This is a genomic window from Stenotrophomonas pictorum JCM 9942 (assembly GCF_001431585.1).
Taxonomy (GTDB): domain Bacteria; phylum Pseudomonadota; class Gammaproteobacteria; order Xanthomonadales; family Xanthomonadaceae; genus Stenotrophomonas; species Stenotrophomonas pictorum.
On record NZ_LLXS01000044.1, the window covers coordinates 20,855 to 44,393 of the forward strand.

The 23,539-nt window shown below is 65.8% G+C and carries 25 protein-coding genes; 3 read left to right on the forward strand and 22 right to left on the reverse strand.

Going from position 1 to position 23,539, the window contains the following annotated elements; genetic code table 11:
* Positions 1-33 precede the first annotated feature (33 nt).
* The 18 genes from ARC78_RS12705 to ARC78_RS12790 form a co-directional block, all read right to left on the reverse strand.
* Complete coding sequence (locus ARC78_RS12705) at positions 34-840, reverse strand: DUF4198 domain-containing protein (RefSeq protein ID WP_054658269.1); 807 nt, start codon at positions 838-840, stop codon at positions 34-36.
* Positions 841-865: 25 nt separating this feature from the next.
* A complete protein-coding gene (locus ARC78_RS12710; protein ID WP_054658271.1) occupies positions 866-1,387 on the reverse strand; it encodes a DUF2271 domain-containing protein in 522 nt (173 codons plus the stop codon).
* Positions 1,388-1,429: 42 nt separating this feature from the next.
* The gene (locus tag ARC78_RS12715; RefSeq protein ID WP_425480566.1) at positions 1,430-2,074 is read right to left on the reverse strand and encodes a PepSY-associated TM helix domain-containing protein; all 645 of its coding nucleotides are present in this window, start codon (positions 2,072-2,074) and stop codon (positions 1,430-1,432) included.
* A gap of 91 nt (positions 2,075-2,165) precedes the next feature.
* Positions 2,166-3,245 carry an acyltransferase family protein gene (locus ARC78_RS12720; RefSeq protein WP_157722794.1) on the reverse strand — a complete coding sequence of 360 codons (1,080 nt, stop codon included), beginning with the start codon at positions 3,243-3,245 and terminating at the stop codon, positions 2,166-2,168.
* Positions 3,246-3,369: 124 nt separating this feature from the next.
* The gene (locus ARC78_RS12725; RefSeq protein ID WP_057506427.1) at positions 3,370-5,781 is read right to left on the reverse strand and encodes a TonB-dependent receptor domain-containing protein; all 2,412 of its coding nucleotides are present in this window, start codon (positions 5,779-5,781) and stop codon (positions 3,370-3,372) included.
* A gap of 118 nt (positions 5,782-5,899) precedes the next feature.
* Positions 5,900-6,229, reverse strand: a complete 330-nt coding sequence (locus tag ARC78_RS12730; protein WP_145974340.1) for a hypothetical protein — start codon at positions 6,227-6,229, stop codon at positions 5,900-5,902.
* 185 nt (positions 6,230-6,414) lie between these two features.
* On the reverse strand, positions 6,415-7,137 hold the full coding sequence (locus ARC78_RS12735; RefSeq protein ID WP_083468426.1) for a tetratricopeptide repeat protein: 723 nt from the start codon (positions 7,135-7,137) through the stop codon (positions 6,415-6,417).
* On the reverse strand, positions 7,122-7,814 hold the full coding sequence (locus tag ARC78_RS12740) for a Fe2+-dependent dioxygenase (protein WP_054658277.1): 693 nt from the start codon (positions 7,812-7,814) through the stop codon (positions 7,122-7,124). The genes ARC78_RS12735 and ARC78_RS12740 overlap by 16 nt, the downstream gene beginning before the upstream one ends.
* Positions 7,815-7,865: 51 nt before the next feature.
* The gene (locus tag ARC78_RS12745) at positions 7,866-10,142 is read right to left on the reverse strand and encodes a TonB-dependent receptor (protein WP_054658278.1); all 2,277 of its coding nucleotides are present in this window, start codon (positions 10,140-10,142) and stop codon (positions 7,866-7,868) included.
* Positions 10,143-10,272: 130 nt separating this feature from the next.
* Entirely contained in the window at positions 10,273-10,626 is a 354-nt protein-coding gene (locus tag ARC78_RS12750; RefSeq protein ID WP_057506428.1) for a hypothetical protein, read from the reverse strand.
* 226 nt (positions 10,627-10,852) lie between these two features.
* Positions 10,853-11,185: a non-heme iron oxygenase ferredoxin subunit gene (locus ARC78_RS12755; protein WP_054658020.1), complete on the reverse strand. Its 333-nt coding sequence runs from the start codon at positions 11,183-11,185 to the stop codon at positions 10,853-10,855.
* Complete coding sequence (locus ARC78_RS12760; RefSeq protein ID WP_054658018.1) at positions 11,182-11,718, reverse strand: GNAT family N-acetyltransferase; 537 nt, start codon at positions 11,716-11,718, stop codon at positions 11,182-11,184. The genes ARC78_RS12755 and ARC78_RS12760 overlap by 4 nt, the downstream gene beginning before the upstream one ends.
* Positions 11,719-11,811: 93 nt before the next feature.
* Positions 11,812-13,068, reverse strand: coding sequence for a cysteine desulfurase (locus ARC78_RS12765; protein ID WP_054658016.1), 1,257 nt, complete (start codon positions 13,066-13,068; stop codon positions 11,812-11,814).
* The gene (sufD, locus tag ARC78_RS12770) at positions 13,065-14,327 is read right to left on the reverse strand and encodes a Fe-S cluster assembly protein SufD (protein ID WP_054658014.1); all 1,263 of its coding nucleotides are present in this window, start codon (positions 14,325-14,327) and stop codon (positions 13,065-13,067) included. Before sufD ends, ARC78_RS12765 begins: the two co-directional genes overlap by 4 nt.
* Complete coding sequence (sufC, locus tag ARC78_RS12775; RefSeq protein ID WP_054658012.1) at positions 14,327-15,091, reverse strand: Fe-S cluster assembly ATPase SufC; 765 nt, start codon at positions 15,089-15,091, stop codon at positions 14,327-14,329. Before sufC ends, sufD begins: the two co-directional genes overlap by 1 nt.
* 35 nt (positions 15,092-15,126) lie before the next feature.
* Entirely contained in the window at positions 15,127-15,537 is a 411-nt protein-coding gene (locus ARC78_RS12780) for a lysozyme inhibitor LprI family protein (RefSeq protein ID WP_054658010.1), read from the reverse strand.
* Positions 15,534-17,009, reverse strand: coding sequence for a Fe-S cluster assembly protein SufB (sufB, locus tag ARC78_RS12785; protein WP_054658008.1), 1,476 nt, complete (start codon positions 17,007-17,009; stop codon positions 15,534-15,536). The genes ARC78_RS12780 and sufB overlap by 4 nt, the downstream gene beginning before the upstream one ends.
* Before the next feature lie 19 nt (positions 17,010-17,028).
* Positions 17,029-17,475: an SUF system Fe-S cluster assembly regulator gene (locus tag ARC78_RS12790; RefSeq protein ID WP_054658006.1), complete on the reverse strand. Its 447-nt coding sequence runs from the start codon at positions 17,473-17,475 to the stop codon at positions 17,029-17,031.
* Positions 17,476-17,653: 178 nt separating this feature from the next.
* Here ARC78_RS12790 and ARC78_RS12795 point away from each other — a divergent pair, with 178 nt between their 5' ends.
* Complete coding sequence (locus tag ARC78_RS12795; protein WP_057506462.1) at positions 17,654-18,121, forward strand: SET domain-containing protein; 468 nt, start codon at positions 17,654-17,656, stop codon at positions 18,119-18,121.
* 67 nt (positions 18,122-18,188) lie between these two features.
* On the opposite strand, the gene ARC78_RS12800 is transcribed toward ARC78_RS12795, so the two are convergent.
* The 4 genes from ARC78_RS12800 to fusA form a co-directional block, all read right to left on the reverse strand.
* Positions 18,189-18,776, reverse strand: a complete 588-nt coding sequence (locus ARC78_RS12800; RefSeq protein WP_054658004.1) for a YceB family lipoprotein — start codon at positions 18,774-18,776, stop codon at positions 18,189-18,191.
* 157 nt (positions 18,777-18,933) lie between these two features.
* A complete protein-coding gene (locus ARC78_RS12805) occupies positions 18,934-19,239 on the reverse strand; it encodes a DUF3861 family protein (protein ID WP_054658002.1) in 306 nt (101 codons plus the stop codon).
* 193 nt (positions 19,240-19,432) lie between these two features.
* Positions 19,433-19,831, reverse strand: a complete 399-nt coding sequence (locus ARC78_RS12810) for an HU family DNA-binding protein (protein ID WP_054658022.1) — start codon at positions 19,829-19,831, stop codon at positions 19,433-19,435.
* A gap of 185 nt (positions 19,832-20,016) precedes the next feature.
* Positions 20,017-22,056 (reverse strand): elongation factor G, encoded by a 2,040-nt coding sequence (gene fusA / locus ARC78_RS12815; protein ID WP_054658000.1) that lies wholly within the window; start codon positions 22,054-22,056, stop codon positions 20,017-20,019.
* 198 nt (positions 22,057-22,254) lie between these two features.
* On the opposite strand from fusA, the gene ARC78_RS12820 reads away from it, so the two are divergent.
* Both ARC78_RS12820 and ARC78_RS12825 read left to right on the forward strand, forming a co-directional pair.
* Complete coding sequence (locus ARC78_RS12820; RefSeq protein WP_057506429.1) at positions 22,255-22,689, forward strand: OsmC family protein; 435 nt, start codon at positions 22,255-22,257, stop codon at positions 22,687-22,689.
* 104 nt (positions 22,690-22,793) lie between these two features.
* Positions 22,794-23,492 carry a glycine zipper 2TM domain-containing protein gene (locus ARC78_RS12825; protein WP_057506463.1) on the forward strand — a complete coding sequence of 233 codons (699 nt, stop codon included), beginning with the start codon at positions 22,794-22,796 and terminating at the stop codon, positions 23,490-23,492.
* Positions 23,493-23,539: the final 47 nt, after the last annotated feature.

Genomic DNA, 23,539 nt, shown 5'->3' on the forward strand with positions numbered 1-23,539 from the left:
CCCGGCGCGCCGTGGCGACCGGGCCTGGAGTCCTTACTGCGGCAGCACTTCCAGCGTGGCCACGTAGCTCAGGCGGCGCACGTTGGCCTGCGGCACCGAGGTCTTGTTGTCTTCGCTGCCGGTTTCCAGCCAGTACATGCCCGCTTCCGGCCAGGTGACGGCGAACTCGCCGCTGGCATCGGTGGTGACCTTGATCTCTTCCTGCGCGTTGCGGTAACGGGTGCCGCCGCGGGTGATCTCCACTTCCAGGCCGGCGGCCGGCTTGCCATCCACCAGCAGGCGGAAGGTGGCTTCCTCTCCGCTGAACAGATCGTTCGGGTGGCCGAGGGCGACCATCTCCATGCCCTTGCCGGTCGGCGTGAGCGCGGTGGCGTTCGGGGCACCGTTGGTGACGAAGGTTTCGACCCGGCCGGCGGTCTCGGAGACCTTCAGGTCCTTGGCGTTCTTCGGCACTTCGGCGCCGAACTTCTCCGGGGTGCCGCGCCAGCGCTTGGGCTTGCCGTCTTCCTGCCAGTTGGCCATCAGCCCGGCGTTGACGTTGGCCAGACGGTAGGTGCCGGGCTGGGTCAGCTCTACGTCGAACACGCTGCGGTATTTGCCGGTGGCCACATTCTGCGGCTGCACGCTGCTGCCGTCGGGCGCGGTAATCAGCAGATTGTCGATGCGCAGCGGCACGTGGTTGAAATAGAACAGGTCGTTGGACACGGCCGCGTCCACCGTGATCCACGGGTTGGCACCGGCGATCACGGTCTGCGACGGCTGCAGCCAGGCCTTGTGGGCGGCGGCGGAGAAGGGCAGCGCTGCGGCGATGGTGGCGGCAAGCAGGAGGGAACGCTTCATCGGTTGGCTCCGGTAGTAGGGCGAATCAGGGTTTGACGGCGAGGGTGACCGTGCCCAGCTCGGAAGTGCCCTGGGCACGGCCGTTCTGCACACTGCGGGCTGGCCAGCTGAAGGGAATCTTGACCAGCTCGCGGCCACCCACCTCGCGTACGGCTTCCACCACCAGCGTGTACTGGCCGGCGGGCAGGTCGCGAAGTTGCGGCTGGCGGTCGCTGAAGCTGAGCTGGTGTTTGCCGACCGGGCGGGTCGGGCCGGTCACGCCATCCACCGGCACCTGCAGGGTGCGGCCGCTCTTGCGCCACCACTGGCGCAGGTCCGGCAGCCACTTGGTGCCATGGCCCTCGGCGGTGTCCTTGAGCTGGTACCAGACCGACAGGTTGGCGGCGACCTTCTGGTCCGCGCCTTCGATCCACACCGCCACATACGGGCGGTGGTATTCGGCCACGTTGAGCTTAGGCACTTCGACGTTGACGTCGAGGCTGGCGGCGTAGGCGGCCGGAGCGGTGGCGATCAGGCCACTCAGGGCGATGGTCAGGGTGACGCGCATGGTGCGACTCCGGGGAGGGATGCGTTCTAGGGGAGAGCGGGATCAATGGATCAGGAGCAGGGCGATCAGCAGCGGGATCAGCAGGCCCAGCCCGACCAGCGGCCAGGTCATGCGCCGCTGCCGCGCATGCAGATGCAGCAGGAACAGGCCGGTGATGCAGAACACCAGGCAGGCCACCGCGAACAGATCCAGAAACCAGCCCCAGCCCGGGCCGGCGTTGCGGCCCTTGTGCAGGTCATTGAAATAGGAAATCCAGCCGCGGCGGGTCTTCTCGAACTCCACCGCGCCGGTTTCGCGGTCGATGCTCAGCCAGGCATCGCTGCCGGGGCCGGGCATGGACAGGTAGATCTCTTCGGCCGACCACTCGGCCTCGCGCTTGCCCAGGGAGACATCCAGCTCGCGCGACAGCCAGTCGGCGACCTTGCCCGGCAACGGCGCATTGCCTTCCTCGCGCGCGCCCAACGCTTCGAGCAGCGGCGCGGACAGTTCGAGCTTGTGGTTGTGCACCTGCGGGGTGGCCTCGATCTTCGAGGCGTGGTTCAAGGTGATGCCGGTGAGGGAGAACAGCAGCATGCCGATCAGGCACACCGCCGAGCTGATCCAGTGCCATTGATGCAAGGTGCGCAACCAGAAGCCACGGTTGGCCTGTTGCTGCACGGCGTTGGCGGAGGCGCGTTGGGGAGACAAGTGGCGGGTGGGAGTGATCAGGAAGCCGTGATTACATCATGAATGAGAATGATTCGCAATTTGTATTTTCCGCTGTCCCGGTGCGTACCGCTTATTCCTGTGCGGCCTGCAGCGTGCGTGCCGAAGGCTTGCGTGTGCGGGTCCAGCGGTGCAGCGGCAGCTCCAGCCATCTCCACGACAGCCAGCCGGCGATGACGCAGACCACCACCGTCAGCGCGATGAACAGCGCATGCTGCCACGGCGCATGGTTCAAACCGCTGGCCTGCCACAGGCGGCCGGTTGCCGAGATCACGAACACGTGGCCCAGGTACAGCGAATAGGAGCTGTCGCCAACTGCCAGCAGTAAGGCCGGCAGCCGTGGCTGGCGTGCATGCTCCCAGCGCACCGCACCGAGCACCAGCAACGCGGCCGGAACGCCGAACAGCAGTGCCCGGCGCAGTACCGGCGGATGTTCGGGATAAGCCGCGGCCAGGTGCAGCATCGCCGCGACCAGCAGCACAGCACCGCCCAACAGCAGCGGCAGCGCGAAGCCGACCGGCAGACGGCGCCAGTACAGCCCGATCAATCCACCGGCGATGAACTCCAGACTCAACGGGCTGGACGCGACGGCGGCCCAGGGCGCGATGCCGGCGCCCAACATGCCGTGGGCCAGCAGGGTCGCCGCCGCCCAGCCCAGCAACAGCCACGGCAATTGCCGTTCTCGCGCGAACGCGATCGCCACCGCCATCAGCAGGTAGAAGAATGCCTCGTGGATCAGTGTCCAGCCCACGGTCAGCAGCGGCAGCTGCGCCTGCGGCCACAGCAGATAGGAGGCGAGGATGCTCTGGTCCTGGTAGGCACTGTTGGCCATGCCCGGCATCAGCAGCATCAGGGCCACGACCAGCGTGGTGTAGAACCAGTACAGCGGCAGCACGCGCCAGCCACGGCGGGCGAGGAAGTCGCCGGCATTGCGGGGCAAGCCATAGCTGCCGGCGGCGATGCTGGTCATCACGAAGCCGGACAGCACGAAGAACAGATCCACACCGCTGTCGGCGTAGGCGAACATCGCGCCGAGCAGGTTGCCGTCCTGGCCATACTTGCCCTCGACGATGCGCAGGTGGAACAGCACCACCATCAGTGCGGCGATACCGCGCAGCGCCTGGATGGAGAAGAACGTGGCCGGTCTGGTCATGCGCGGGATCTGCAGTGGGCGGTTGGTGGTTGTGGAACTGCGGCCGCGCATGGTGCGGGGAAGCGGACGCAAAAAGCAAAAGCCCGCCTCAAGGGCGGGCTTTTGTTCGGTTGCATCGGCAGTGTCAGAAGCGGGCGTTGAGCGAGATCCAGAAGCTGCGACGCTGTTCCTTCACCGCGTAGTCGTCCACGCAGCTGTACTCGGTATCGGAGGCCAGCACGCAGGACTGGGAGACGAAGTCCTTGTCGAACAGGTTGTTGATGCGGCCGTTGACGGTCAGCCAGTCGTTCGCCTTCCAGCTGGCACCGAGATGGAACGTGGTGTAGTCGGCGTAGTAGCGCACGGTCGAGCGGCTGACACCGCCGACGCTGGAGACCAGGGTGTCGCGGTAGCGGTCGTAGCGGCCTTCGCCGATCAGGCTCAGGCTGATGCGATCACTGGCCTGCCAGGTGAGGTTGGCGTTGGCCATGTGCTTGGCCGGGTTACCCGAGATCGGCTGGCCCTTGGCGCTGCCGCTGGTCTGCTCGCTTTGGGTGAAGGTGTAGTTACCGCGCAGCTGCAGCGTGTCCAGCAGGTCGATCTGACCGGCCAGTTCGACGCCGCGGGTCTCGGCCTTGTCGATATTCACGCTCTGGGTGAAAGCGCTGTAGCCCAGCGCCGCCCAACCCGGGCCGACATCCACGCAATAGCTGCCGTCGGCCGGTGCCACCTCGCAGTTGGCGAAGGTTCCGCCACTGGCGATCTTGTCGTCGAACTTGTTGAAGAACGCGGTGGCGTTGAAGTTCCAGCGCTGTCCTTCGTAATAGGCGGCGACTTCGTAGTTGGTGCTGGTTTCGGGCTTGAGGTGCGGTGAGCCGACCTGCGGGATCACGCCCTGGCCGCCGAAACCGACCACGCCGGGGAACAGCTGGTCCGGGCGCGGGGTTTTGTAGCCGGTGCTGATGCCGCCTTTGACGGTCCACGCATCGTTGGCTTCCCACACCAGGTAGGCGCGCGGGCTGACGTGGCTGCCGAAGATGTTGTGGTCGTCGTAACGCACACCCAGCGTGGCGGTCAGGGTGCCGGTCAGCGCCCAGTTGTCCTCGGCGAACACCGACCACATCCGGTGTTTCTGCTTGACGTTGTCCTTGTAGCCGCCGCCATCCATGCCGAACACGCCATCGGTCATGTCGGTGTCGTTGTACTGGCCGCCGATGGCGAGCTGGTGGTTGCCCACTGACATGTCCAGCTTGGTGTCCAGCACATAGCCGTCCAGCTCCATCGTGCGCAGCGGCCGCGGCAGGAAAGCTGACAACCGCGCCAGCTCGTCGGCATTGAGCACACTCAGGTTGCCGGAGGTCATGTTGCAGTGGGCGGCCTGGCCGCGACGCGCGCAGACATCGTTCCACAACCCCTGCAGTTGCGCGCGCTCATCCAGCGTCAGCGGCAGCGAGCGGCCAAGGTTGCTGGTGGTGTGGCGGGTCAGGCTGCTCTGCCAGGTGCCGAACTCGTAGCGGCCCTGGTGGGTCAGCGCCAGCTGGTCACGCTCGTAGCGCTGCCAGGCGGTATAGCCCACACGCGGCTGCACCACGCGGCTGCTGAGGGTGCCGCTGCCGCTGGGGTTGGGGATGGTCGCCGTGCCGCTGCGCCACAGGCTTTCAAGGCTGTCCAGCGTACCGGTCTGGCCCTTGCGGTTGTCGTACTTCTGGCGCGAGACGTCGTAGTCCAGCCAGAACGCGTTGTGCTCGAACGCGCTCAGGTCCAGGCGGATGCCGGTGTTCCAGTTGGTGTTGGCCACCGCCTTGCCACCGCCGCCAAAGCCGAGACTGCGCTCCCACATCGAGCCATCCGGCAGTGGCAGCGGGTCCCACTCGGGCATCGACTCGTCGGCATCGTAGTAGCTGCCGCGGATCGCCACGCCCAAGGTGTCCTTGACCAGCGGCCCGGTCAGATACAGGTCGGTGGTGCGTACGTCGCCGAACTCTTTTTCCTGCTGGACGGTGAAGCCCTGGGTGATCGAGCCCTGCCACTGGTCCTGGTTGCGGCGGGTGATGATGTTGATCACCCCGCCCATCGCATCGGAGCCGTACAGGGTCGACATCGGGCCTCGCACCACTTCGATGCGCTCGATCGCATCCAGCGGCGGCAGGTAGGAGAACTGGCCGCCACCGAAGTTGTTCGGGTACAGGCTGCCGACGTTGCTCTGGCGGCGGCCGTCGATCAGCACCAGTGTGTACTCCGATGGCATGCCGCGCATGGAAATGGTGGCACGGCCGTTCTTGTCGGTGGTTTCCATGCCCACGTCGATGCCCTCGACGTCACGCAGCGCATCGATCAGGCTGGTGTAGGGGCGCTGGGCGAGCTCCTCGCGCGAGATCAGGCTGATGCTGGCCGGTGCTTCGGGAATCTTCTGCTCGAAGCCGGTAGCGGTGACGACCACCTTGTCCAGCGTGGTGGGCGCGCCGCTGGCGTGCGCGGTGGCGCTGAGGGCGGCGAGCACGGCGAGGCCGAGCAGGTGGCGGGAAACGGACACGGAACGGCGATGGCGCAGAGCCATGGAGGGACCTCGGATTTCGGAAAGCGGGGCGCACTGCGCAGTCGCAGGCAGGTAGTGCATGCGCCGGGTGCTGCGGGGAAGGAGGGTGAGACGGCGGCGTCGATCCGTAGAGGACCGGTCAGACCTGCGGAGGCGCCTGACCGCGCTGTTGCCGGCGCCCCGGTGCCGGGCGGGCGACGTCCATGATTGAGGCAGGGATCAACGAGCGCGCCGCAACGGCGGCGTTCAAGCACGCCAGCACCTGGCCGGTGGACCCGCTCAGCGCAGCCGGCATCGCATGCGGTTTGACCACGCGGCGCAACTTGGCCGGTCGGGTTTCCTGCAGCTGGTCCTCGTCACCCGCCGGTGGTGCGCCGGTGATGGACGTAACGCTGTCAGCGTCGCTGGCAAGCGACCGGCGCGGGGTGTCCTGCAGCAGCAAGGCCACCAACGCCAACAGAAGCAGCATGCCCAATGCCGCCATCGACACGCGCAAGGTTGCGTGTGTGGTGGTCAGGGGCGGCTGGCTTTGCGGATGCTGCACGGGAATCCCTTGATTGCATGGCCGGCGCGGGGCGCTGGCGTTTGCGGTGCGGCATTGTAGATGGGATTCGTTCACTTGTGCAAATGAGAATTGATATCGATTGGTGTCGCTTAAATGGACGCCACCAGGGCCCGGATCTGCGGATGCGGGGATACCGCCAGCTGCGGCCGGATCTGTGCGAGAAACGACGGGCTTCCCTGCGCCAGCGCCTTGCGCAGCCAATCTGCGGCCTCGTCGATATGGCCGGCGGCAAGCAGCAGCGAGGCATGACTGGCCTGACCGCGGAAGTCGCCCGCTTCGGCCGAACGGCGGTACCAGTCCGGTGCGGCGACCGGATCCGCGATCACACCGGTGCCTTCTTCGAGGCAGCGGCCGACCAGGTTCATCGATTTGGCGTGGCCGCTTTCGGCCGCACGCCGGTACAGCGTGTAGGCGGCGGCTTCGTCTTTGCCGATTCCACGGCCGGTGGCCAGCAGGTTGGCCAGGTTGTACATGCCCCAGTCCAGCCCGCTGTCCGCAGCCCGTCGATACCAGACCGCGGCCAGTTCGAGATTCACCGGCGTGCCCTGGCCCAACTCGTGGCAGCGCCCGAGCATGTTCATCGCCAGCGGCAGGCCACCGTTGGCGGAACGTTCGAACCAGGCCATGCCGGCGCCGGTATCGACCGGGCGGGCGCGGCCTTCCATGCAGGCCTGGCCGAGTACGAACTGGGCCAGTACCTCGCCATCCTGCGCGCGCCGCTCCAGTTCGGCCATGACCGCCGCCGGGTTGCCGGGCAGCTGCAGCAGCAGTGTCTGCAGGTTCTGTCCGGCTGCGCTCACGCCTCGGCCCATTGCCGCAGCAGGTTGTGATACACGCCGGTCAGGCTGACCAGCGAGGGGTGCTGCGGATGGTCGTGGGTCAGCCGGCGGATCGACAGATCCAGCTCCCACAGCAGGCGGCGGTGGCCGTCGTCACGGACCATGCTCTGGGTCCAGAAGAACGAGGCGATGCGTGTGCCGCGGGTCACCGGGGTGACCTGGTGCAGGCTGGTGCCCGGGTACAGCACCATATGCCCGGCCGGCAGCTTCACCCGCTGGTTGCCGTAGGTGTCCTCGATGACCAGCTCGCCGCCTTCGTACTCGTCCGGATCGGACAGGAACAAGGTGGCCGACAGATCGGTACGCACCGGCTGCGGATCCCCCGCGCGGCTGATGTGGTCGTAGCGGACCGCGTTGTCGACGTGGAAGCCGAAGGTCTGGCCTTCGCGGTAGCAGTTGAACAGCGGCGGATAGATGCGGCGTGGCAACGCGGCGGCAAAGAACGTGTCGTTGCGGCCCAGGGCATCGAGGATCAGCGAGCCCAGCGCCCGTGCGGCCGGGTCCGATTCGGGCAGCTGCAGGTTCTGCTTGGCCTGCGCCGACTGGTAGCCGGCGGTGGCCTTGCCATCGGCCCAGCCCGCTTCGTGCAGGCGCTGGCGCGCCTGGGCGACCTGGTCGCGGGTGAGTACGTCGGGGATGTGCAGCAGCATCGGATTGCCTTGTGGACGAAGCCCCCGGCAGGCGGCCGGGGGCGAGGGGAATCAGAACTTCACATTCAGGGCCAGCGTCGCGGCGCGGCCCGGGGCGATGGCCGCGTAGTGCGAGGCATACGCCTTGGTGAAATAGGTCTTATCGGTTAGGTTCTGCACGTTCAACTGCAGGCTGATGTTGTCCTGGATGGCGTAGCTGGCCATCGCATCCCAGCGGGTGTAGCTCGGGATCCACTTGGTATTGGCCACATCACCGTACTGCTTGTCCGAGTAGCTGGCGCCGGCGCCCAGGGTCAGGCCGAAGGGCAGCGTGTAGCTGGTCCACAGGGTGGCGCTGTGCCTGGCGGTGTTCGGGAACACGTTGCCGTTGTTCGGCGAGGGCACGTAGATGCCGCTGGGGCAGGTGCGGCCGGCTACGGCGCAGACGTAGCCACCATCCTTCAACTCCGAATCCAGCCAGGTGTAGCCGCCGTACAGGCTCCAGTTGTCGCTGAGCTGTCCGGTGAAGCCCAGCTCGAAACCGTCGATGACCTTCTTGCCCGCGTTCTGCGTGGTGCCGTTGTCGATGAGGACGCGGGCATTGTTCAACTCGGTATGGAAGATCGCGGCGGTCAGGTTCAAGCGGTTACCGAACAGGTCCCACTTCGTGCCCAGCTCGACGTTCCGGGTCTCCTGCGGATCCAGGTCCTCATTGGCGAGAGAGATGCCATCGGCACCGTCGCCACCGTCCATGCCCGGCGGCGTGGATGAGGTGCCGTAGGACAGGTAGAGGCTGCCGTTGGCCACCGGCTTAAACACGACGCCGGCCTGGTAGTTGATGAAGTCGCTGTCATTGCGGAATACCGTTGCCGCCGCACCCGGCACCGGTGTGACCTGCTTGGTGGAGTAGTCGTCGTAGCGCAGGCCCAGATTGACCGACCACTGCGGGTTCAATTCGATGGTGTCGAACAGGTAGGCGGAGCGGGTCCTGGTGCTCTGGCGGACGTCGGCCGCCTTGTCGCTGCGGTAGACGGTCTGGTTGGCCGACCATGGATCGTTCGGATTGGGATTGTTGAAGTCCGTGCAGTTGTAACCGGTGGCCGCGCCGGTGCTCGGGCAACTGGTGCCATTGGTCAGCGGGTTGTTGGTGCCCGGTGACATCAGATAGCTGCCGCGGCTGATCTTCTCGTCGCTGTACTCGACGCCGGCGCTGTAGCTGTGCTGCAACGCGCCGGTCTCGAAGCGGCCGGTCAGGCTCAGCTGGTCGACGAAGCTTTTCACATCGACCGCGCGGCTGTTGGTGCGGCGCCACAGCGTGCCGTACAGATTGGGGTTGCCCTTGCTGTCGTCCGGCTGCGTCCACAGGTAGTCGTTGCTGGTGTTGCCCAGACGCGCGATGTTGCGCAGCTTGTGGCCGCCGAGGTCGTAGCTGGCATCCAGCGTGCTGATGTCGGCACGGGTGTGCTGGAAGTCGCGGTCCTTCAGGCCGTAGTAGTTGTTGCGGTCCGGCACCAGCGGGCTGCCGTCGCCATTGAGCGCGACATTGGGGCCGCTGGTGAACGGATTGCTGTACGGGAAGCCGCCGGCATCGGGCAGGTCGTCGGTTTCCATATGGTAGTGGCTGGCGATCACCTGCGCCGGGCCGTTCAGGCCGAACGCGATCGACGGCGCGATGCCCCAGCGGCTGACATTGGCCGCATCACGGCCGGCGATGTCCGACTCGTGCTTCATCAGGTTCAGGCGCGCCGCCACGCCGTCGCCGAGCACATAGTTCGCATCCACGGTACCGCGGGCGTAGCGGTCGGTACCCACGCCCATGCTGGCGCTGGTTTCGTTCTTCAGCTTCGGGGTCTTGCTGACCAGGTTGAGGCTGCCGCCACCGGAATCACGGCCGCCGTAGGCCGAGCTCGGGCCTTTGACCACTTCGACCTGTTCCAGGTCGAAGATCTCTCGGGTCTGCGAACCGACGTCGCGCAGACCATCGACAAAGATGTTGCTCTGCGAATCGAAGCCGCGGATGAAAGGCCGGTCACCGGTCGGGTTGCCGCCTTCACCGGCGCCGAAGGTGATGCCCGGAACCATGCGCAGCGCATCCTGCAGGCTGGTCGCGCCGGTTTCGGCGATCAGCTTGTCCGAAACGATGGACACCGATTTGGGGGTATCCAGCAGCTCGGCGGTGAACTTGGGCGAGGACGGGTTGAACCAGCTGCCGCGGACATGCACCCCATCCAGATCGGTGGCTTTGCGCTGGTCTGCATCGGCGGCGCCCTCGGGTGCGGCGTGGGCAACCAGTGGGCTGCCGATGGCAAACAGCAGGGCGGAGGTCAACGGGGTACGCATGGAGTTCATGGAAGGGCTCTGGAAAGGAAAAAACGGCAGACAGCCTGGCGGAGCAACGGCAGGGTCGAGGCGGTTCAGATCGGAAAGCGCGACAGCAACGGGGCGCACCCGGCCAGGATGGCGGGCAGCAGCAGACGGCTCAGGCCCGCGGCGGGGCGTTGCCGGGATTGAGCAGGCGCAGAGGCGGATCCAGCGGATAGGCCTGGAGGCGACGCTGCGCGTGCCGGACGCCGGTTTCGGTTGCGGCCGCATGGAACACCTCTTTGAGGCGGCGCTGGAATGCGGTTGGATCAGCAGGCGGGGTGGGCCGCGGGCGCTGGCCCGGGGCACGCAAAGCTTCCAGTCCGGCCTCGCCCGGCGCCATGGCGGCGACCGGCAGTTTGTCCGGCAACTGCCCGCCGGGCAGTTGCAGCGAGGCGATGACATCGCCCGTTGCCGGGCCGGATACCTCGGGGACGACGGAAGGCGGCAGCGGCGCAGCCGCCAGTGCCATTACCAGCAGCGCTCCGGCCCATACCAGCCGGCGCCGCATGAAGACGGCGCCGAAAACAACAGCCATGTGGCTAAGGCGAAGCACGGAGTGGGGGCGGGCGCGGAATCATCGCGAACTGCGACAGATGCGCATCTTATTGAGAATTGTTTGCGTTTGCAATCCGTTTGACCGCGCGCCCGGTCTTGCGCCACCCAAGACAACGATCGGCGAAAAGCGTGCCCGCGCGTCAGTCGCGGTCGTCGCGCGACCAGATGCCGCCGTGTTCGCGCTTGACCGGGAATTTCGGCACCGGGGTGTAGGCCGGGGCGCACAGCGCGCGACCGTCGCGGATGTCGAACCGGGCGCCATGCAGCACACACTCGATGCTGCCCTCGGTCGTATCGATGCAGCCCGAAGACAGTTCGAATTCTTCATGGGTGCACTGGTCTTCCAGCGCGAACAGCTCGCCATCCAGGTTGAACACGACAATGGGTGCGCCGGTGACTTCGTCGAAGGCGGTCTTCATTTCGCCCGGCAGCAGCTCTTCGCTGGCGCAGATGAAGGTCCAGGTCTGGCTCATGCCGCAGCTCCCAGGGGCTTTTCCAAGATTTCGAATTGCAGGTCGTCCCGCTTGGGGATGCCGAAACGTTCATCGCCGTAAGGGAACGGCTTCTTGATGCCGGTGCGCGCGTAACCCCGGCGTTCGTAGAAGGCGATCAGCTCGTCACGGCAGTCGATCACCGTCATCTGCATGGTCGGCAGATGCCATTGTCCGGCCACAAAGTGTTCGGCGTGCTGCATGAGCTGTTTGCCCACGCCGCCGCCCTGTGCCTGCGGGCTGACGGCGAACATGCCGAAGTAGCCATGCCCCTCCTCGTCGGCGATATGACAGCAGGCCTGCAGTACACCGTCACGCTCGGCCAGCAGGATCACGCTGCGCGGGCGTTGGATGTCGGCGGCGATACCGGCCGCGTCCACCCGCTGGCCGTCCAGCAGATCGGCTTCGGTGGTCCAGCCTGCACGCGAGGCATCGCCGCGATAGGCCGAGGTGACCAGTTCGATCAGGTCAGGAATATCGGCCGCAGTGGCCGTGCGGAAAGTGAGTGCGTTCATGCCCCCATTCTAACGGCCGAGCTGCGCGAGCGGGTTGCGCAGGCGGGTTGCGCGGAGCTGTATCGCGCGGGCTTTACCTGCGCAGCGGCGGTTTCAGCCCAGCAGGGTGCGGACCTTCTTCAGCGCGGCCATGAATGCCTCGATTTCCTCGTGCGTGTTGTAGAACGCAAGCGACGCGCGGCACGTGGCGGCGACACCAAAGTACTGCAGCAGCGGATGCGCACAGTGCTGGCCCGAACGCACTGCCACGCCCTGCAGGTCGAGCAGTGTGGCCAGATCGTGCGCATGCGCGCCTTCGATCTGGAAGGACACCACGGCGGCCTTGCGTGGCGCGGTACCGAAGATGCGCACGCCTTCGATCCGTTGCAGCTCTTCGGTGAAATGGGCCAGCAACTCCTGCTCGCGCGCATCGATATGCGCGCGACCCAGGGTCTCCAGGTAATCCACGGCGACACCCAGGCCGACGAAGCCGGCGATGTTCGGCGTGCCGGCCTCGAACTTCTGCGGGCCGTCGTTGAACACGGTGCCCTCGAAGCTGACTTCCTTGATCATCTCACCGCCACCCAGGAATGGCGGCATTTCCTGCAGCAGCTCGCGGCGCGCCCACAGCGCACCGGTTCCGGTCGGGCCGCACATCTTGTGGCCGGTGATCGCGTAGAAGTCGCAACCGATGGCCGCCACATCCACCGGCATGTGCGGTGCGGCCTGCGAGCCGTCCACCACGGTGACGATGCCGCGCTTGCGGGCTTCTCGGCAGATCTCACGGACCGGGTTGATTGTGCCCAGCACGTTGGAGACATGCGTTACCGCCAGCAGCTTCACTTCCGGGGTCATCGCCGTATGCAACGCATCCAGGTCGAGGCTGCCGTCGGGACTGATCTCGGCCACGCGGATGCTGGCGCCGGTGCGTTGTGCGATCAGCTGCCACGGCACGATGTTGGCGTGGTGCTCCATGCGCGAGACCAGGATCACGTCGCCCGTCTTCAACCGTGGCAATGCCCACGAATAGGCGACCAGGTTGATCGCGAAGGTGGTGCCACTGCACAGCACCAGCTCGTCGATACGGACATTGAGGAAGCGCGCCAGTTTGCTGCGCGCGCCTTCATAGGCTTCGGTCGCCTCGCTGCCCAGCGCATGCACGGCACGGCTGACGTTGGCGTTGTAGCGGCGGTAGAACTCGTCCACCGCGCCGATCACCGACAGCGGCTTCTGCGCGGTGTTGGCGTTGTCGAAATACACCAGCGGCTTGCCATTGACCTCGCGCATCAACAGCGGAAAGTCACTGCGCACACGTTCCCAGTCGGGAGCGCTGGCCGGTGGGTGGATCGGACGCGGGGAAGAGAGGTTCATGCCATGCCAGCCTGTTGCAATGCCTGGTCCAGATGGCGGGCCAGCTTTTCGGTGAGAGCGCCTTCCACCGCAGCCAGCGGCTCGTGGCAGAACGCGGCGCTGAGCATGGCGCGCGCCTGTTCGGCCGGCACGCCGCGCGAGCGCAGGTAGAACAGCGCGTTGGCATCGAGTTGACCCACGGTGGCGCCGTGCGCGGCCTTGACCTCGTCGGCATCGATCACCAGCGTCGGCTGGGTATCTATTTCGGCATCGGCCGAGAGCAGCAGGTTCTTGTTGGAGAGGTTGGCGTCGGTGCCATCGGCGCCCTCGCGGATGTTGATGCCACCGTGGAACACCACGCGGCTGCGGTTGGCGGCCACGCCACGCCAGACCAGCTCGGCGCGGGTGTCCTTGGCGATGTGCTCGATACCCAGGCGGGTATCGATGTGGCGACGACCGGTGCCCAGCAGCACGCCGTTGGCGGTCAACCTGGCGTTGTTACCCTCCAGCCGAACGTTGAGCTCATGCCGGCTCAGCGCGGCGCCCAGCTCCAGATCGATGCGGCGGTACTGCGCATCGCGGGCCAACACGGCGTCGGTACGCAACAGCGATGTCGCGCGCGCGCTGTCGGCCTGTACGCGGGCATGCGAGAGCACCGCATCCTGGGCGATGTGGACATGCACCAAGGTGTTGTCCAGGTGCGCGCTGTCACCGCTCTGCAGGTGGTGCTCGACCAGACCGAACACGGCACCCCGGCGCAGTTCGATCAGATGGCGGTGGTGCCAGGCGTGATCGTTGCCATCTGCCGCGCTGACGAAAACCAGGTGCAGCGGTGTCTTGCTGGTGATGCCGTCGGCCACCTGTACCAGTACGCCTTCATCGGCCAGTGCGGCATTGAGCTGGGCGAACACTTCATCGGCGCGCTCGAAGCGGCGGCCGAGGAAGCGCAGGGCTTCGGGCTCTTCGTCCTGCACCGCGGACAAAGTACGCACCTGCACGCCGGCATCCAATGCCGACAGATCGCTCAGCGCAGCGCTGTGGCGGCCATTGACGAACACCAGCCGCGGTGCCGGGATATCGGCCAGCAGCGCGGCATCGATGGACGGCGCCTGCAGCGGTGCGGCGCTGAACGTGCGACGCTCGAGCTGGCGCAGCGAAGTGTACTTCCAGGCTTCGTTGCGGGCAGCGGGCAGACCGGTCTGCAGGGCAGCGTCGAGCACCTCGCGGCGCGCGTCGCTGCCACAGAAGCCGGCGGCCATTGAATCCAGCAGGACGCTCATTACTTGGCCGCCTCGCGGACCACGCGGTCCTTCAGGAAATCATAGCCGTGCGCTTCAAGCTCCAGCGCCAGTTCCGGACCGCCGCTCTTGACGATGCGGCCCTCGCTCAGCACGTGCACGAAGTCCGGCTTGATGTAGTCCAGCAGGCGCTGGTAGTGGGTGATCACCACGAACGAGCGCTCCGGGCTGCGCAGCGCATTGACGCCGTCGGCCACGCTCTTCAGGGCATCGATGTCCAGGCCCGAATCGGTTTCATCCAGGATCGCCAGCTTCGGCTCGAGCACGGCCAGCTGGAAGATCTCGTTGCGTTTTTTCTCGCCGCCGGAGAAGCCTTCGTTGACACCGCGGTGCAGCAGTTCGTCCTTCAGATGCAGCACGGCCAGCTTCTGCCGGACCAGCTTGAGGAACTGCATCGAATCCAGCTCTTCCTCGCCCCGGGCCTTGCGCTGGGCATTGAGTGCGGCGCGCAGGAAGTAGGTGTTGTTGACGCCGGGGATTTCCACCGGGTACTGGAAGGCCAGGAACAGGCCGGCGGCGGCGCGCGCTTCCGGTTCCAGCTCCAGCAGGTCGGCGCCTTCGAACTGCACGTCGCCTTCGGTCACTTCATAGCCGTCGCGGCCGGACAGCACGTTGCCCAGTGTGGACTTGCCGGCGCCGTTGGGGCCCATGATGGCGTGCACCTCACCGGGTTTCACTTCCAGCGACAGACCCTTGAGGATTTCCTTGCCGGCGATGCGGGCGTGCAGGTTTTCGATCTTCAGCATGAGGGGGTGTTCTTCAGTATGTAGGTGCGGGGCGATCAGAGCTCGCCTTCGGCGCGATCGAGGAAGGTGGCGCGCAGCCACCGGGTGCGCTGGCGGGTGAGCTCGGCCTTGTTTGCGGCGTGCAGCATCGGGTACATCGAGCCGTACAGGACGCGTGGGTTCTCGTTCTTGCCCACCGGGTAACGCGCTTCGATATCGGCGTCACGCAGCGCAATCCACAGGCGCTGGGCAGCGCGCAGTTTTTCGACGGCGACCGGTTGACCCTTCAGTTCCTGCATCACCTGCCGGTACACGGCGTTGAGCTCGGCATCGGCGGCGTCGGCTTCGGCGGCCACGCACTCGTTGAGGTCCAGCTGGGTGTCGGCGTCGTCGCAAGCACCGTCCAGCGCCATGGCGGAAGCGGTGAACGGCAGCAGGGCCAGTAAAAGCAGCGTCAGGCGGCTCATCCGACCGATCCTTCCAGCGAGACTTCCAGCAATTTCTTGGCTTCCACGGCGAACTCCATGGGCAACTCCCGGAATACCTGTTTGCAGAAACCGTCCACGATCATCGACACCGCGTTTTCCTGGTCGATGCCACGCGCCCGGCAATAGAACAGCTGGTCGTCGGAGATCTTGGAGGTGGTGGCCTCGTGCTCGACGGTGGCGCTGGGGTTCTTCACCTCGATGTAGGGGAAGGTGTGGGCGCCACACTTCTTGCCGATCAGCAGCGAGTCGCACTGGGTGTAGTTGCGCGCGCCTTCGGCACCGGCGGCGACCTTGACCAGGCCACGGTAGGTGTTCTGGCCACGGCCGGCGCTGATGCCCTTGGAGATGATCTTGCTCTTGGTGCGCTTGCCGACGTGGATCATCTTGGTGCCGGTATCGGCCTGCTGGCGGTGGTGGGTCAGCGCCACCGAGTGGAATTCACCCACCGAGTCGTCGCCCAGCAGCACGCAGGACGGGTACTTCCAGGTGATGGCCGAGCCGGTTTCCACCTGGGTCCAGGTCACCTTGGAGCGCGCGCCACGGCATTCGGCACGCTTGGTGACGAAGTTGTAGATGCCGCCGACGCCGTTCTCGTCGCCCGGGTACCAGTTCTGTACGGTCGAATACTTGATCTCGGCATCTTCCAGCGCCACCAGCTCGACCACCGCGGCGTGCAGCTGGTTCTCATCGCGCATCGGCGCCGTGCAGCCTTCCAGGTAGGACACGTAGGCGCGGTCCTCGCAGATGATCAGGGTGCGCTCGAACTGGCCGGTGTTGCTGGCGTTGATGCGGAAATAGGTGCTCAGCTCCATCGGGCTGCGCACGCCTTCCGGAACGAACACGAAGCTGCCGTCGGAGAACACCGCCGAGTTGAGCGCGGCAAAGTAGTTGTCGCCGACCGGCACTACCGTGCCCAGGTATTTTTTCACCAGCTCCGGGTAGTCACGGATGGCTTCGGAGATCGAGCAGAAGATCACGCCCTTCTCGGCCAGCTCCTTGCGGAAGGTGGTGCCCACCGAGACCGAGTCGAACACCGCATCCACCGCCACGCCGGCCAGTTTGGCGCGTTCGTGCAGCGGCACGCCAAGCTTGTCGTAGGTGTCCAGCAGTTCCTTGGGCACCTCGTCCAGCGACTTGTACTTCGGGCCCTTGGGCGCGGAGTAGTAGCTCAGCGCCTGCAGGTCGATCGGGCCGATCTGCAGCTTGGCCCAATCCGGCTGCTGCATGGTCAGGAAGTGGCGGTAGGCTTCCAGGCGCCACTGGGTCATCCACTCCGGCTCTTCCTTCTTGGCCGACAGGGCACGGATCACGTCCTCGTTCAGACCCGGCAGGAACGAATCGGATTCGATGTCGGTGACGAAGCCGGCCTCGTACTTGCGGCCGAGCTGCTCGTGGATTTCACGGTTGGGAGTGTCGGCAGTGCCGATGGTTTCAATGGTTTCGGTGGCCATGAGGGCTGCCTACGGTTGTTCAGGAGACGACGTCGACGGCGATGCGGCGACGGTCGGCAAGCGGTAAGGGATGCAGCATCTGCGCCAGGGTGACGCCGCGCAGCGCGTCGGCGACCACGTCGTTGATCAGTCGCCAGTTCGAGCGCACGCCGCACTGTTCGGCGATGCCGCACTGGCTCTGGTGCTGGCTGCACTCGGTGATGGCCAGCGGGCCTTCCATCGCCTCGACGATCTCGATCAGCGTGATCTGATCTGCAGGTCGGGTCAGCCGGTAGCCGCCGCGCACGCCGCGCAGGCCTTCCACCAGCCCGGCCTGGGCCAGCGGTTTGAGCAGCTTGCTGACGGTTGGCGATTCCAGCCCGGCCGCATCGGCCAGCTCGGTCGCGCTCAGCACTTCGGCCGGCTGTGCGGCGAGCACAGTCAGCACGACGGTGGCGTAATCGGTGAGCTTGGTGACGCGGAGCATCGTGGCGGGAGATCCAGCGGGGAAAATGCAATGTGGACCAAAATTGTACGCTTTGCGGGCGCTGCCTCCAAGTTTTGCCGTTCAGCTACGGCGCGAGGCTGTGGCGGCGGCGGTGCTTGGGTAGAAGCGCCCGCATGGGCGAGAATCCCGGTTCCCATCGATGATTCCGGCCGCCTACATGCCCAAGAAGATCCAAGCGCGCAAATCCTCCATTCACGGCAATGGCGTTTTCGCCGTGGCCGAACTCAAGAAGGGCGAGCGGGTGATCGAGTACAAGGGCAAGCGCCGGACCCATGAGGAAGTCGATGCCGATGACACCGGCGACGTGGAAAGCGGCCATACCTTCCTGTTCACGCTCAACGAGGTCTATGTCATCGATGCCAACCACGGTGGCAACGATGCGCGCTGGATCAACCACAGCTGCGAGCCGAACTGCGAGGCGGTTATCCAGGAAACCGGCAGCGATGACCCGGCCGACGAGAAAGTGTTCATCGAGGCGATCCGCAACATCAAGCCGGGTGAGGAGCTGACCTACAACTACGGCATCACCCTGTCCGAACGCCATACCCCGCGTCTGAAGAAGATCTGGGAATGCCGCTGCGGCTCGAAGAAGTGCACCGGGACGATGCTGCAGCCCAAGCGCTGATCCGCGTTTCCAGCCGTTAAAGAAAAGGCCGCATCGCGGCCTTTTTCTGTTCCAGCACTGGTCGGCCTCAGTTGCCCAGCAGCCCGGATGGCACCAGGCTGCCCAGATTCTGGTTGAAGTCCACCGCGATGCGACCGTTCTGGATGCCGACCGATTTGACCTGCAGCGCGCCCATCACCTTGGCGATGGCCGGGTCGATCTTGTAGATCGGCTCGCGGCGCGCGTAGTCGGCCAGCCAGCTGTTGAGCAGGCTGCGGGTACTGGCATCCAGTTCGGCGCCGGCCATGGCCGGGCGGAAATCGTCCACCGTCGGCTGCTCCAGGTGGAAGCCCTGGGTCTGTGCGTTGTAGCGCAGCCCGCTGCTGATGCGGACATTGCCTACCGGCATGCGCGCGCTGCCGGCGGCGGCCATGCCCAGGTCGAACTGCAGGTCCAGACGGTTGCCGGCCGGCAGCGTCAGCCGTGGCTGGCTGACATCCAGGGCCAGCAGGCCGCCCAGCGCTTTCTGGGTGCGCGGGAAGCTGCCGTCCAGATACTGCTGCACGTCACTGGCACCAACGGTGAGCTGGTGTCCCTTCACCTGCGGCGCGGCGTGGGCGGTGGCCGCCATGACGAGGCAGGCGATGGCGGGAAAAAGCAGGGCGCGATAGCGCATGGGGAGCTCGCAACAGGATGTCCGGACCGCCACGATAACCGCTGCAGGTGAACTCGCAATTAGCGGACGATGCGCGATCCGGTCCGGCATCGGTCGTGATGCCGCCCATGAACACCTTCAACACATGGCCACATCCGAGCCGGACGTAGGTCCGGCGTTACCGCGTCGCGTGCAGTTGCGCCAGTTTGGCCAGCAGTGCGTCCAGCTCCGGATGCAGCGCCGACAGCACGTTGTCACCCTGACGGGCGATGCCAGCCAGATTCTCCAACAGGCCGGTAGCCACCACCACGCTGGCTACTTCATTGCACGACAGCTGGCGCTGGCTTTGTGCCGCCTCCAGCTGATGCATCCAGTTCTGTGGACTGCGCTGTTCGAATTCGATGGTGCATCGTCCACTGCACTGCAGGCCATCGGATTCGATCGGCGTGACGGTGATGCGGTAGCGGTGCATGCGACTGGACATGGCGGGAATCAGGGCGGACAGGGAGGAGCCCCACCATAGGCCGCTGGCGGTACAGGGGCGAGGGCCGGGGTCACGACGCTGTGTTCCAACTGGACGGGCCGGAAGTTCATGAATGTCATCAGGCCCGTGGCAACGGAAAAAAAAACGGGACGGCAATGCCGTCCCGTCCGTTTCGCCACAAGGGGCGCGCTGATCAGAGCGCGGCGTCCTTGAGCTTCTTGAGCGGACGCACCTTCAGCTTGGTGGTGGCCGGCTTGGCGGCGAACCACTGCTCTTCCTTGGTGAACGGGTTGATGCCCTTGCGCTTGGGCTTGGCCGGCACGCTGACGGTGCTGATCTTCAGCAGGCCCGGCAGGGTGAAGCTGCCTGCGCCCTTCTTGTTGACCGATGCGGCGACCGCGCCTTCCAGCGCAGCGAACACGGCACGGACGTCCTTGGCGGCGAGGCTGGTGGTCTCGGCGATGTGGGCAACCAGACCGGACTTGGTCAGGGCTTCCTTGATCGGCTTCGGTGCAACCGGCTTGGCTGCGGCCTTGGTGGCGACTTTCTTCACTGCCTTTTTCGGGGCAGCTTTCTTAGCGGTCTTTGCCATGATTTCCTGTTCCGTGAACGGTTGGTTGTTGGTCATGCCGACCCCGTCGGCAAGCGAAATGTAGGGCATGAATCCGGTGCCGCCAATAGGCAAACCCGCAAAAAGCCATAAAAAACGCGGCAATCCGCAGTTGCCGCGTTGCGATTTGCCGATTTCCACCGGTGCTGCGCTGCCCTCGCGCCGGCTCAGTCCTCGTCGGGATGCGGCTGGTGGCTGGCCATCAGCCGCTGCTGGACGGGTGCCGGCACCGGTTCGTAGTGGCTGAAATCCAGCGAATAGCGGCCACGACCGGCAGTCACGGACTTGAGCTCGGCCGCATAGCCTTCCAGCTCGGACAGCGGCACCTGCGCATGGATGACGATCTCCCCGGCGCTGGAATCGGTGCCATTGATACGTGCGCGCTTGGCCGCCAGGCTGCCGGTGATATCGCCGGCCTGCGCTTCGGGCGCCACCACTTCCAGCGAAACCACCGGTTCAAGCACCTGCGGTGCGGCCTTGCCGATCGCATCGAGGAAGGCCTTGCGCGCGGCGGTGACGAAGGCGATCTCCTTGCTGTCGACCGGGTGGTGGCGGCCGTCATGCACGGTGACGCGCAGGTCCTGCAGCGGGAAGCCAGCCACTGCACCGCTCTCCAGCACCTGGCGCACGCCTTTCTCCACCGCCGGCATGAACTGCCCGGGAATGGTGCCGCCTTTGACCTCGTCGACGAACTCGAAGCCGCTGCCGCGCGGCAACGGCGCGATGCGCAGCGACACCTCGCCGAACTGGCCGGCGCCGCCGGTCTGCTTCTTGTGACGGTGATGACCTTCGGCAGGCGCACCGATGGTCTCGCGATAGGCGATGCGCGGCGGCCGGGTGGTCACTTCCACGCCATGCCGGTCGCGCAGACGCTCCAGCACGATCCGCAGATGCAGATCGGAGAGCCCGCGCACCACCGTCTCATGGGTTTCCCCGGCCTGTTCGATCTGCAGCGCCGGATCCTCCTGTGCCAGCCGTTCCAGCGCCACGGTGAGCTTCTGCTCCTGGCCGCGACTGGCAGGCGCGATTGCCAGGCCGAACATCGCTTTGGGAAAGCTGATGGGGCGCAGTTGCGGCAGCGGCTGGTCATGCAGGTCGTGTAGCAGCGCGCCGTAATGCAGCTCATCGACCTTGGCGACGGCGGCAATTTCGCCGGCCACCACTGCGTCTATGGGCAGATGCTCCTTGCCAAGTACGCGGAACAGGTGGGCGATCTTGACCGGTTTGCGGCCATCGTCCACCCACAGGCTCATCTCGCGATGGATAGTGCCCTGGTAAAGGCGGAACACGCCCAGCTTGCCGACAAACGGATCGTTGATGATGCGGAACACGCTGGCCACCACCGGAGCCGTCGGGTCGGCCTGCACCTGCGGCATCTCACCGCCGTCGGCGCTGACGAACAGCGGTGGATTGCCTTCGCCCGGGTCGGGGAACAGCCTGCCGGCGATGTCCAGCAGGGCCTGCAATCCGGTGCCTTCGCGCGCGGAAACGAAGCACACCGGCACCAGGTGGCCCTCGCGCAGGCACTGTTCGAAGGCGTTGTGCAGCTCGTCGCCGGACAGCCCGGCTTCGCCCAGGTCCAGATAGTGCTCCATCACCGTTTCATTGATCTCCACCACCTGGTCGAGGATGCGCTGATGCCATGCGGCGACCGGCCCGGCATCGCTGTCGCCGTCCTGCTGGAGGAAACAGTCCAGCACGCTGCGACCGCCATCGGCGGGCAGATTCAGCGGCAATACCTGCGGGCCGAATTCCTCGCGCAGCGCATGCAGAAGCTGCGCGCAATCCACGCCGTCCTGGTCGATCTTGTTGACCACGATGACCCGGCACAGGTCGCGCTCCTGGGCCCGGTGCATCAGCCGGCGGGTACCGAACTCGATGCCGCGGGTGGCATCCACGACGATCGCGGCGGTCTCCACCACGGCCAGCGCGGAGAGTGTGGCGCCGCGGAACTCGGGATACCCGGGCGTGTCGATCAGGTTCAGGCGCAGCTCCGGCAGGTCGATGCTGGCCAGTGCGCTGTCGATCGAGTGGCCGCGCTGCTTCTCGATGGGGTCATGGTCGGACACCGTGGTGCCACGTTCGATGCTGCCCGCCGTCTTCACGGTGCCGCCGGCATGCAGCAGGGCTTCGAACAGGGTGGTTTTGCCGGCGCCGGGATGGCCTGCCAGGGCCACATTGCGGATCTGTTGTGTGCGGTAGGACATGGGCCGTTCCTCCAAAAGACTGGATCGAAGGGCGTCATGGCTGTCCGTGCGCAGCGACCCGGGAGCGGTGTGCTCGCAGGGCGGTCATGGCGGGAAGGGCAATGTAGCGCGGTCGTGGTGAGCCGCACGTTGCGACGCACAAGCCCGTAACGGACCGTGCCCTATGGTGGGGGCCCAATCAAACGCAGGAGTGTTGCAATGGGTATTTCGCGTCATGCCACCGCGCACTGGGAGGGTGATCTCAAGAGCGGCAAAGGTCAGCTGAGCACGCCGCAGAGCGGATTGATGGACCACACCCGGTATGCCTTCAACAGCCGCTTTGGCGATGAAAAAGGCACCAATCCGGAAGAGCTGATTGCCGCCGCGCATGCCGGCTGCTTCACCATGGCGCTGTCGGCCAAGCTCGGTGAAGCCGGCTTTCCGCCGACCTCGCTGGATACCCGCGCCGATGTCGATCTGTCGATGGAAGGCGGACCGCAGCTGTCGCAGATCCGCCTGAAAGTGAAAGCCGTGGTGCCCGGGATCGATGAGGCGCGGTTCCGCGCCCTGGCCGAGGATGCCAAGCAGAACTGTCCGGTTTCAAAGGCCTTGAGTGCGGTGCCGATCAGTCTGGAAACCGAGTTTTCCGCCTGACGGGAGGACTGGCCCGGTCCGCTTGCACGGCTGTCCGGGCCGGTTCAGGATCGGCTCACCCGATGCAGCCGAGCATCGCCGATCCCAACCCGAGTGGTCCTGCCATGTTCCGATCGCTGTCTTTCGCCGGTGTCCTGATCCTGGGGAGCGTGGCTGCTTTCGATGCTGCCGCCCAGCGCTACGACGATGGCCAGTACCGGCCCGATCCGGCCTATGACGACGGCCAGTACCGTACGGGCCGCTATCGCGATGGGAATGAACCCGCCTATGACTACGCGCGCGTGGTGCGCGTGGATCCGATCATCGTCGGTGGTGGGCAGGGGCGCGGCGAGCGCTGCTACGAGCGCAACGACGGTGGCTATGTCGGCGGCGGCAATGGCTATCGCAACGAGGGTTATCGCGATGACGGCTACCGCAACAACGGTTCCTACGATCGCGGCTACGACAACGGACAGTACCGGCAGGGCGGCGACACCGGCCGCCAGCTGGCCACGGTGATCGGCGGTCTGGCCGGCGCGGTGCTCGGCAGCCGGGTCGGTGGCGGCGACGGGCGCTATCTGGGGACCGCGGTGGGCACCATCGCCGGCGGCGCAGCCGGGCGCGCGATCTATGAGGCCAGCAGCCGTCCGGACTACCGGCGTGGCGATGTGCGCGTGTGCGAACCGGTGGGCTACGGCAGCGAGAACGAGCGCGTGGATGGCTACGACGTCACCTATGAATATGGCGGCCGCGAATATCACACCCGTCGCGACTACCACCCGGGCGAGCGCCTCCGCGTGCGCGTGGACGTCAGCGCCGACTGAGGCAGGGGTCTTCGGGATTTCCACACCGCAGGCGGTTTGTCAGCGTG

Coding starts and splice junctions, on each gene's coding strand:
- ARC78_RS12705 (WP_054658269.1), bottom strand. CDS start 840: ATGAAGCGTTCCCTCCTGCTTGCCGCCACCATCGCCGCAGCGCTGCCC.
- ARC78_RS12710 (WP_054658271.1), bottom strand. CDS start 1,387: ATGCGCGTCACCCTGACCATCGCCCTGAGTGGCCTGATCGCCACCGCT.
- ARC78_RS12720 (WP_157722794.1), bottom strand. CDS start 3,245: ATGACCAGACCGGCCACGTTCTTCTCCATCCAGGCGCTGCGCGGTATC.
- ARC78_RS12725 (WP_057506427.1), bottom strand. CDS start 5,781: ATGGCTCTGCGCCATCGCCGTTCCGTGTCCGTTTCCCGCCACCTGCTC.
- ARC78_RS12730 (WP_145974340.1), bottom strand. CDS start 6,229: ATGCTGCTTCTGTTGGCGTTGGTGGCCTTGCTGCTGCAGGACACCCCG.
- ARC78_RS12735 (WP_083468426.1), bottom strand. CDS start 7,137: ATGGGCCGAGGCGTGAGCGCAGCCGGACAGAACCTGCAGACACTGCTG.
- ARC78_RS12740 (WP_054658277.1), bottom strand. CDS start 7,814: ATGCTGCTGCACATCCCCGACGTACTCACCCGCGACCAGGTCGCCCAG.
- ARC78_RS12745 (WP_054658278.1), bottom strand. CDS start 10,142: ATGAACTCCATGCGTACCCCGTTGACCTCCGCCCTGCTGTTTGCCATC.
- ARC78_RS12750 (WP_057506428.1), bottom strand. CDS start 10,626: ATGGCACTGGCGGCTGCGCCGCTGCCGCCTTCCGTCGTCCCCGAGGTA.
- ARC78_RS12755 (WP_054658020.1), bottom strand. CDS start 11,185: ATGAGCCAGACCTGGACCTTCATCTGCGCCAGCGAAGAGCTGCTGCCG.
- ARC78_RS12760 (WP_054658018.1), bottom strand. CDS start 11,718: ATGAACGCACTCACTTTCCGCACGGCCACTGCGGCCGATATTCCTGAC.
- ARC78_RS12765 (WP_054658016.1), bottom strand. CDS start 13,068: ATGAACCTCTCTTCCCCGCGTCCGATCCACCCACCGGCCAGCGCTCCC.
- sufD (WP_054658014.1), bottom strand. CDS start 14,327: ATGAGCGTCCTGCTGGATTCAATGGCCGCCGGCTTCTGTGGCAGCGAC.
- sufC (WP_054658012.1), bottom strand. CDS start 15,091: ATGCTGAAGATCGAAAACCTGCACGCCCGCATCGCCGGCAAGGAAATC.
- ARC78_RS12780 (WP_054658010.1), bottom strand. CDS start 15,537: ATGAGCCGCCTGACGCTGCTTTTACTGGCCCTGCTGCCGTTCACCGCT.
- sufB (WP_054658008.1), bottom strand. CDS start 17,009: ATGGCCACCGAAACCATTGAAACCATCGGCACTGCCGACACTCCCAAC.
- ARC78_RS12790 (WP_054658006.1), bottom strand. CDS start 17,475: ATGCTCCGCGTCACCAAGCTCACCGATTACGCCACCGTCGTGCTGACT.
- ARC78_RS12795 (WP_057506462.1), top strand. CDS start 17,654: ATGCCCAAGAAGATCCAAGCGCGCAAATCCTCCATTCACGGCAATGGC.
- ARC78_RS12800 (WP_054658004.1), bottom strand. CDS start 18,776: ATGCGCTATCGCGCCCTGCTTTTTCCCGCCATCGCCTGCCTCGTCATG.
- ARC78_RS12805 (WP_054658002.1), bottom strand. CDS start 19,239: ATGTCCAGTCGCATGCACCGCTACCGCATCACCGTCACGCCGATCGAA.
- ARC78_RS12810 (WP_054658022.1), bottom strand. CDS start 19,831: ATGGCAAAGACCGCTAAGAAAGCTGCCCCGAAAAAGGCAGTGAAGAAA.
- fusA (WP_054658000.1), bottom strand. CDS start 22,056: ATGTCCTACCGCACACAACAGATCCGCAATGTGGCCCTGGCAGGCCAT.
- ARC78_RS12820 (WP_057506429.1), top strand. CDS start 22,255: ATGGGTATTTCGCGTCATGCCACCGCGCACTGGGAGGGTGATCTCAAG.
- ARC78_RS12825 (WP_057506463.1), top strand. CDS start 22,794: ATGTTCCGATCGCTGTCTTTCGCCGGTGTCCTGATCCTGGGGAGCGTG.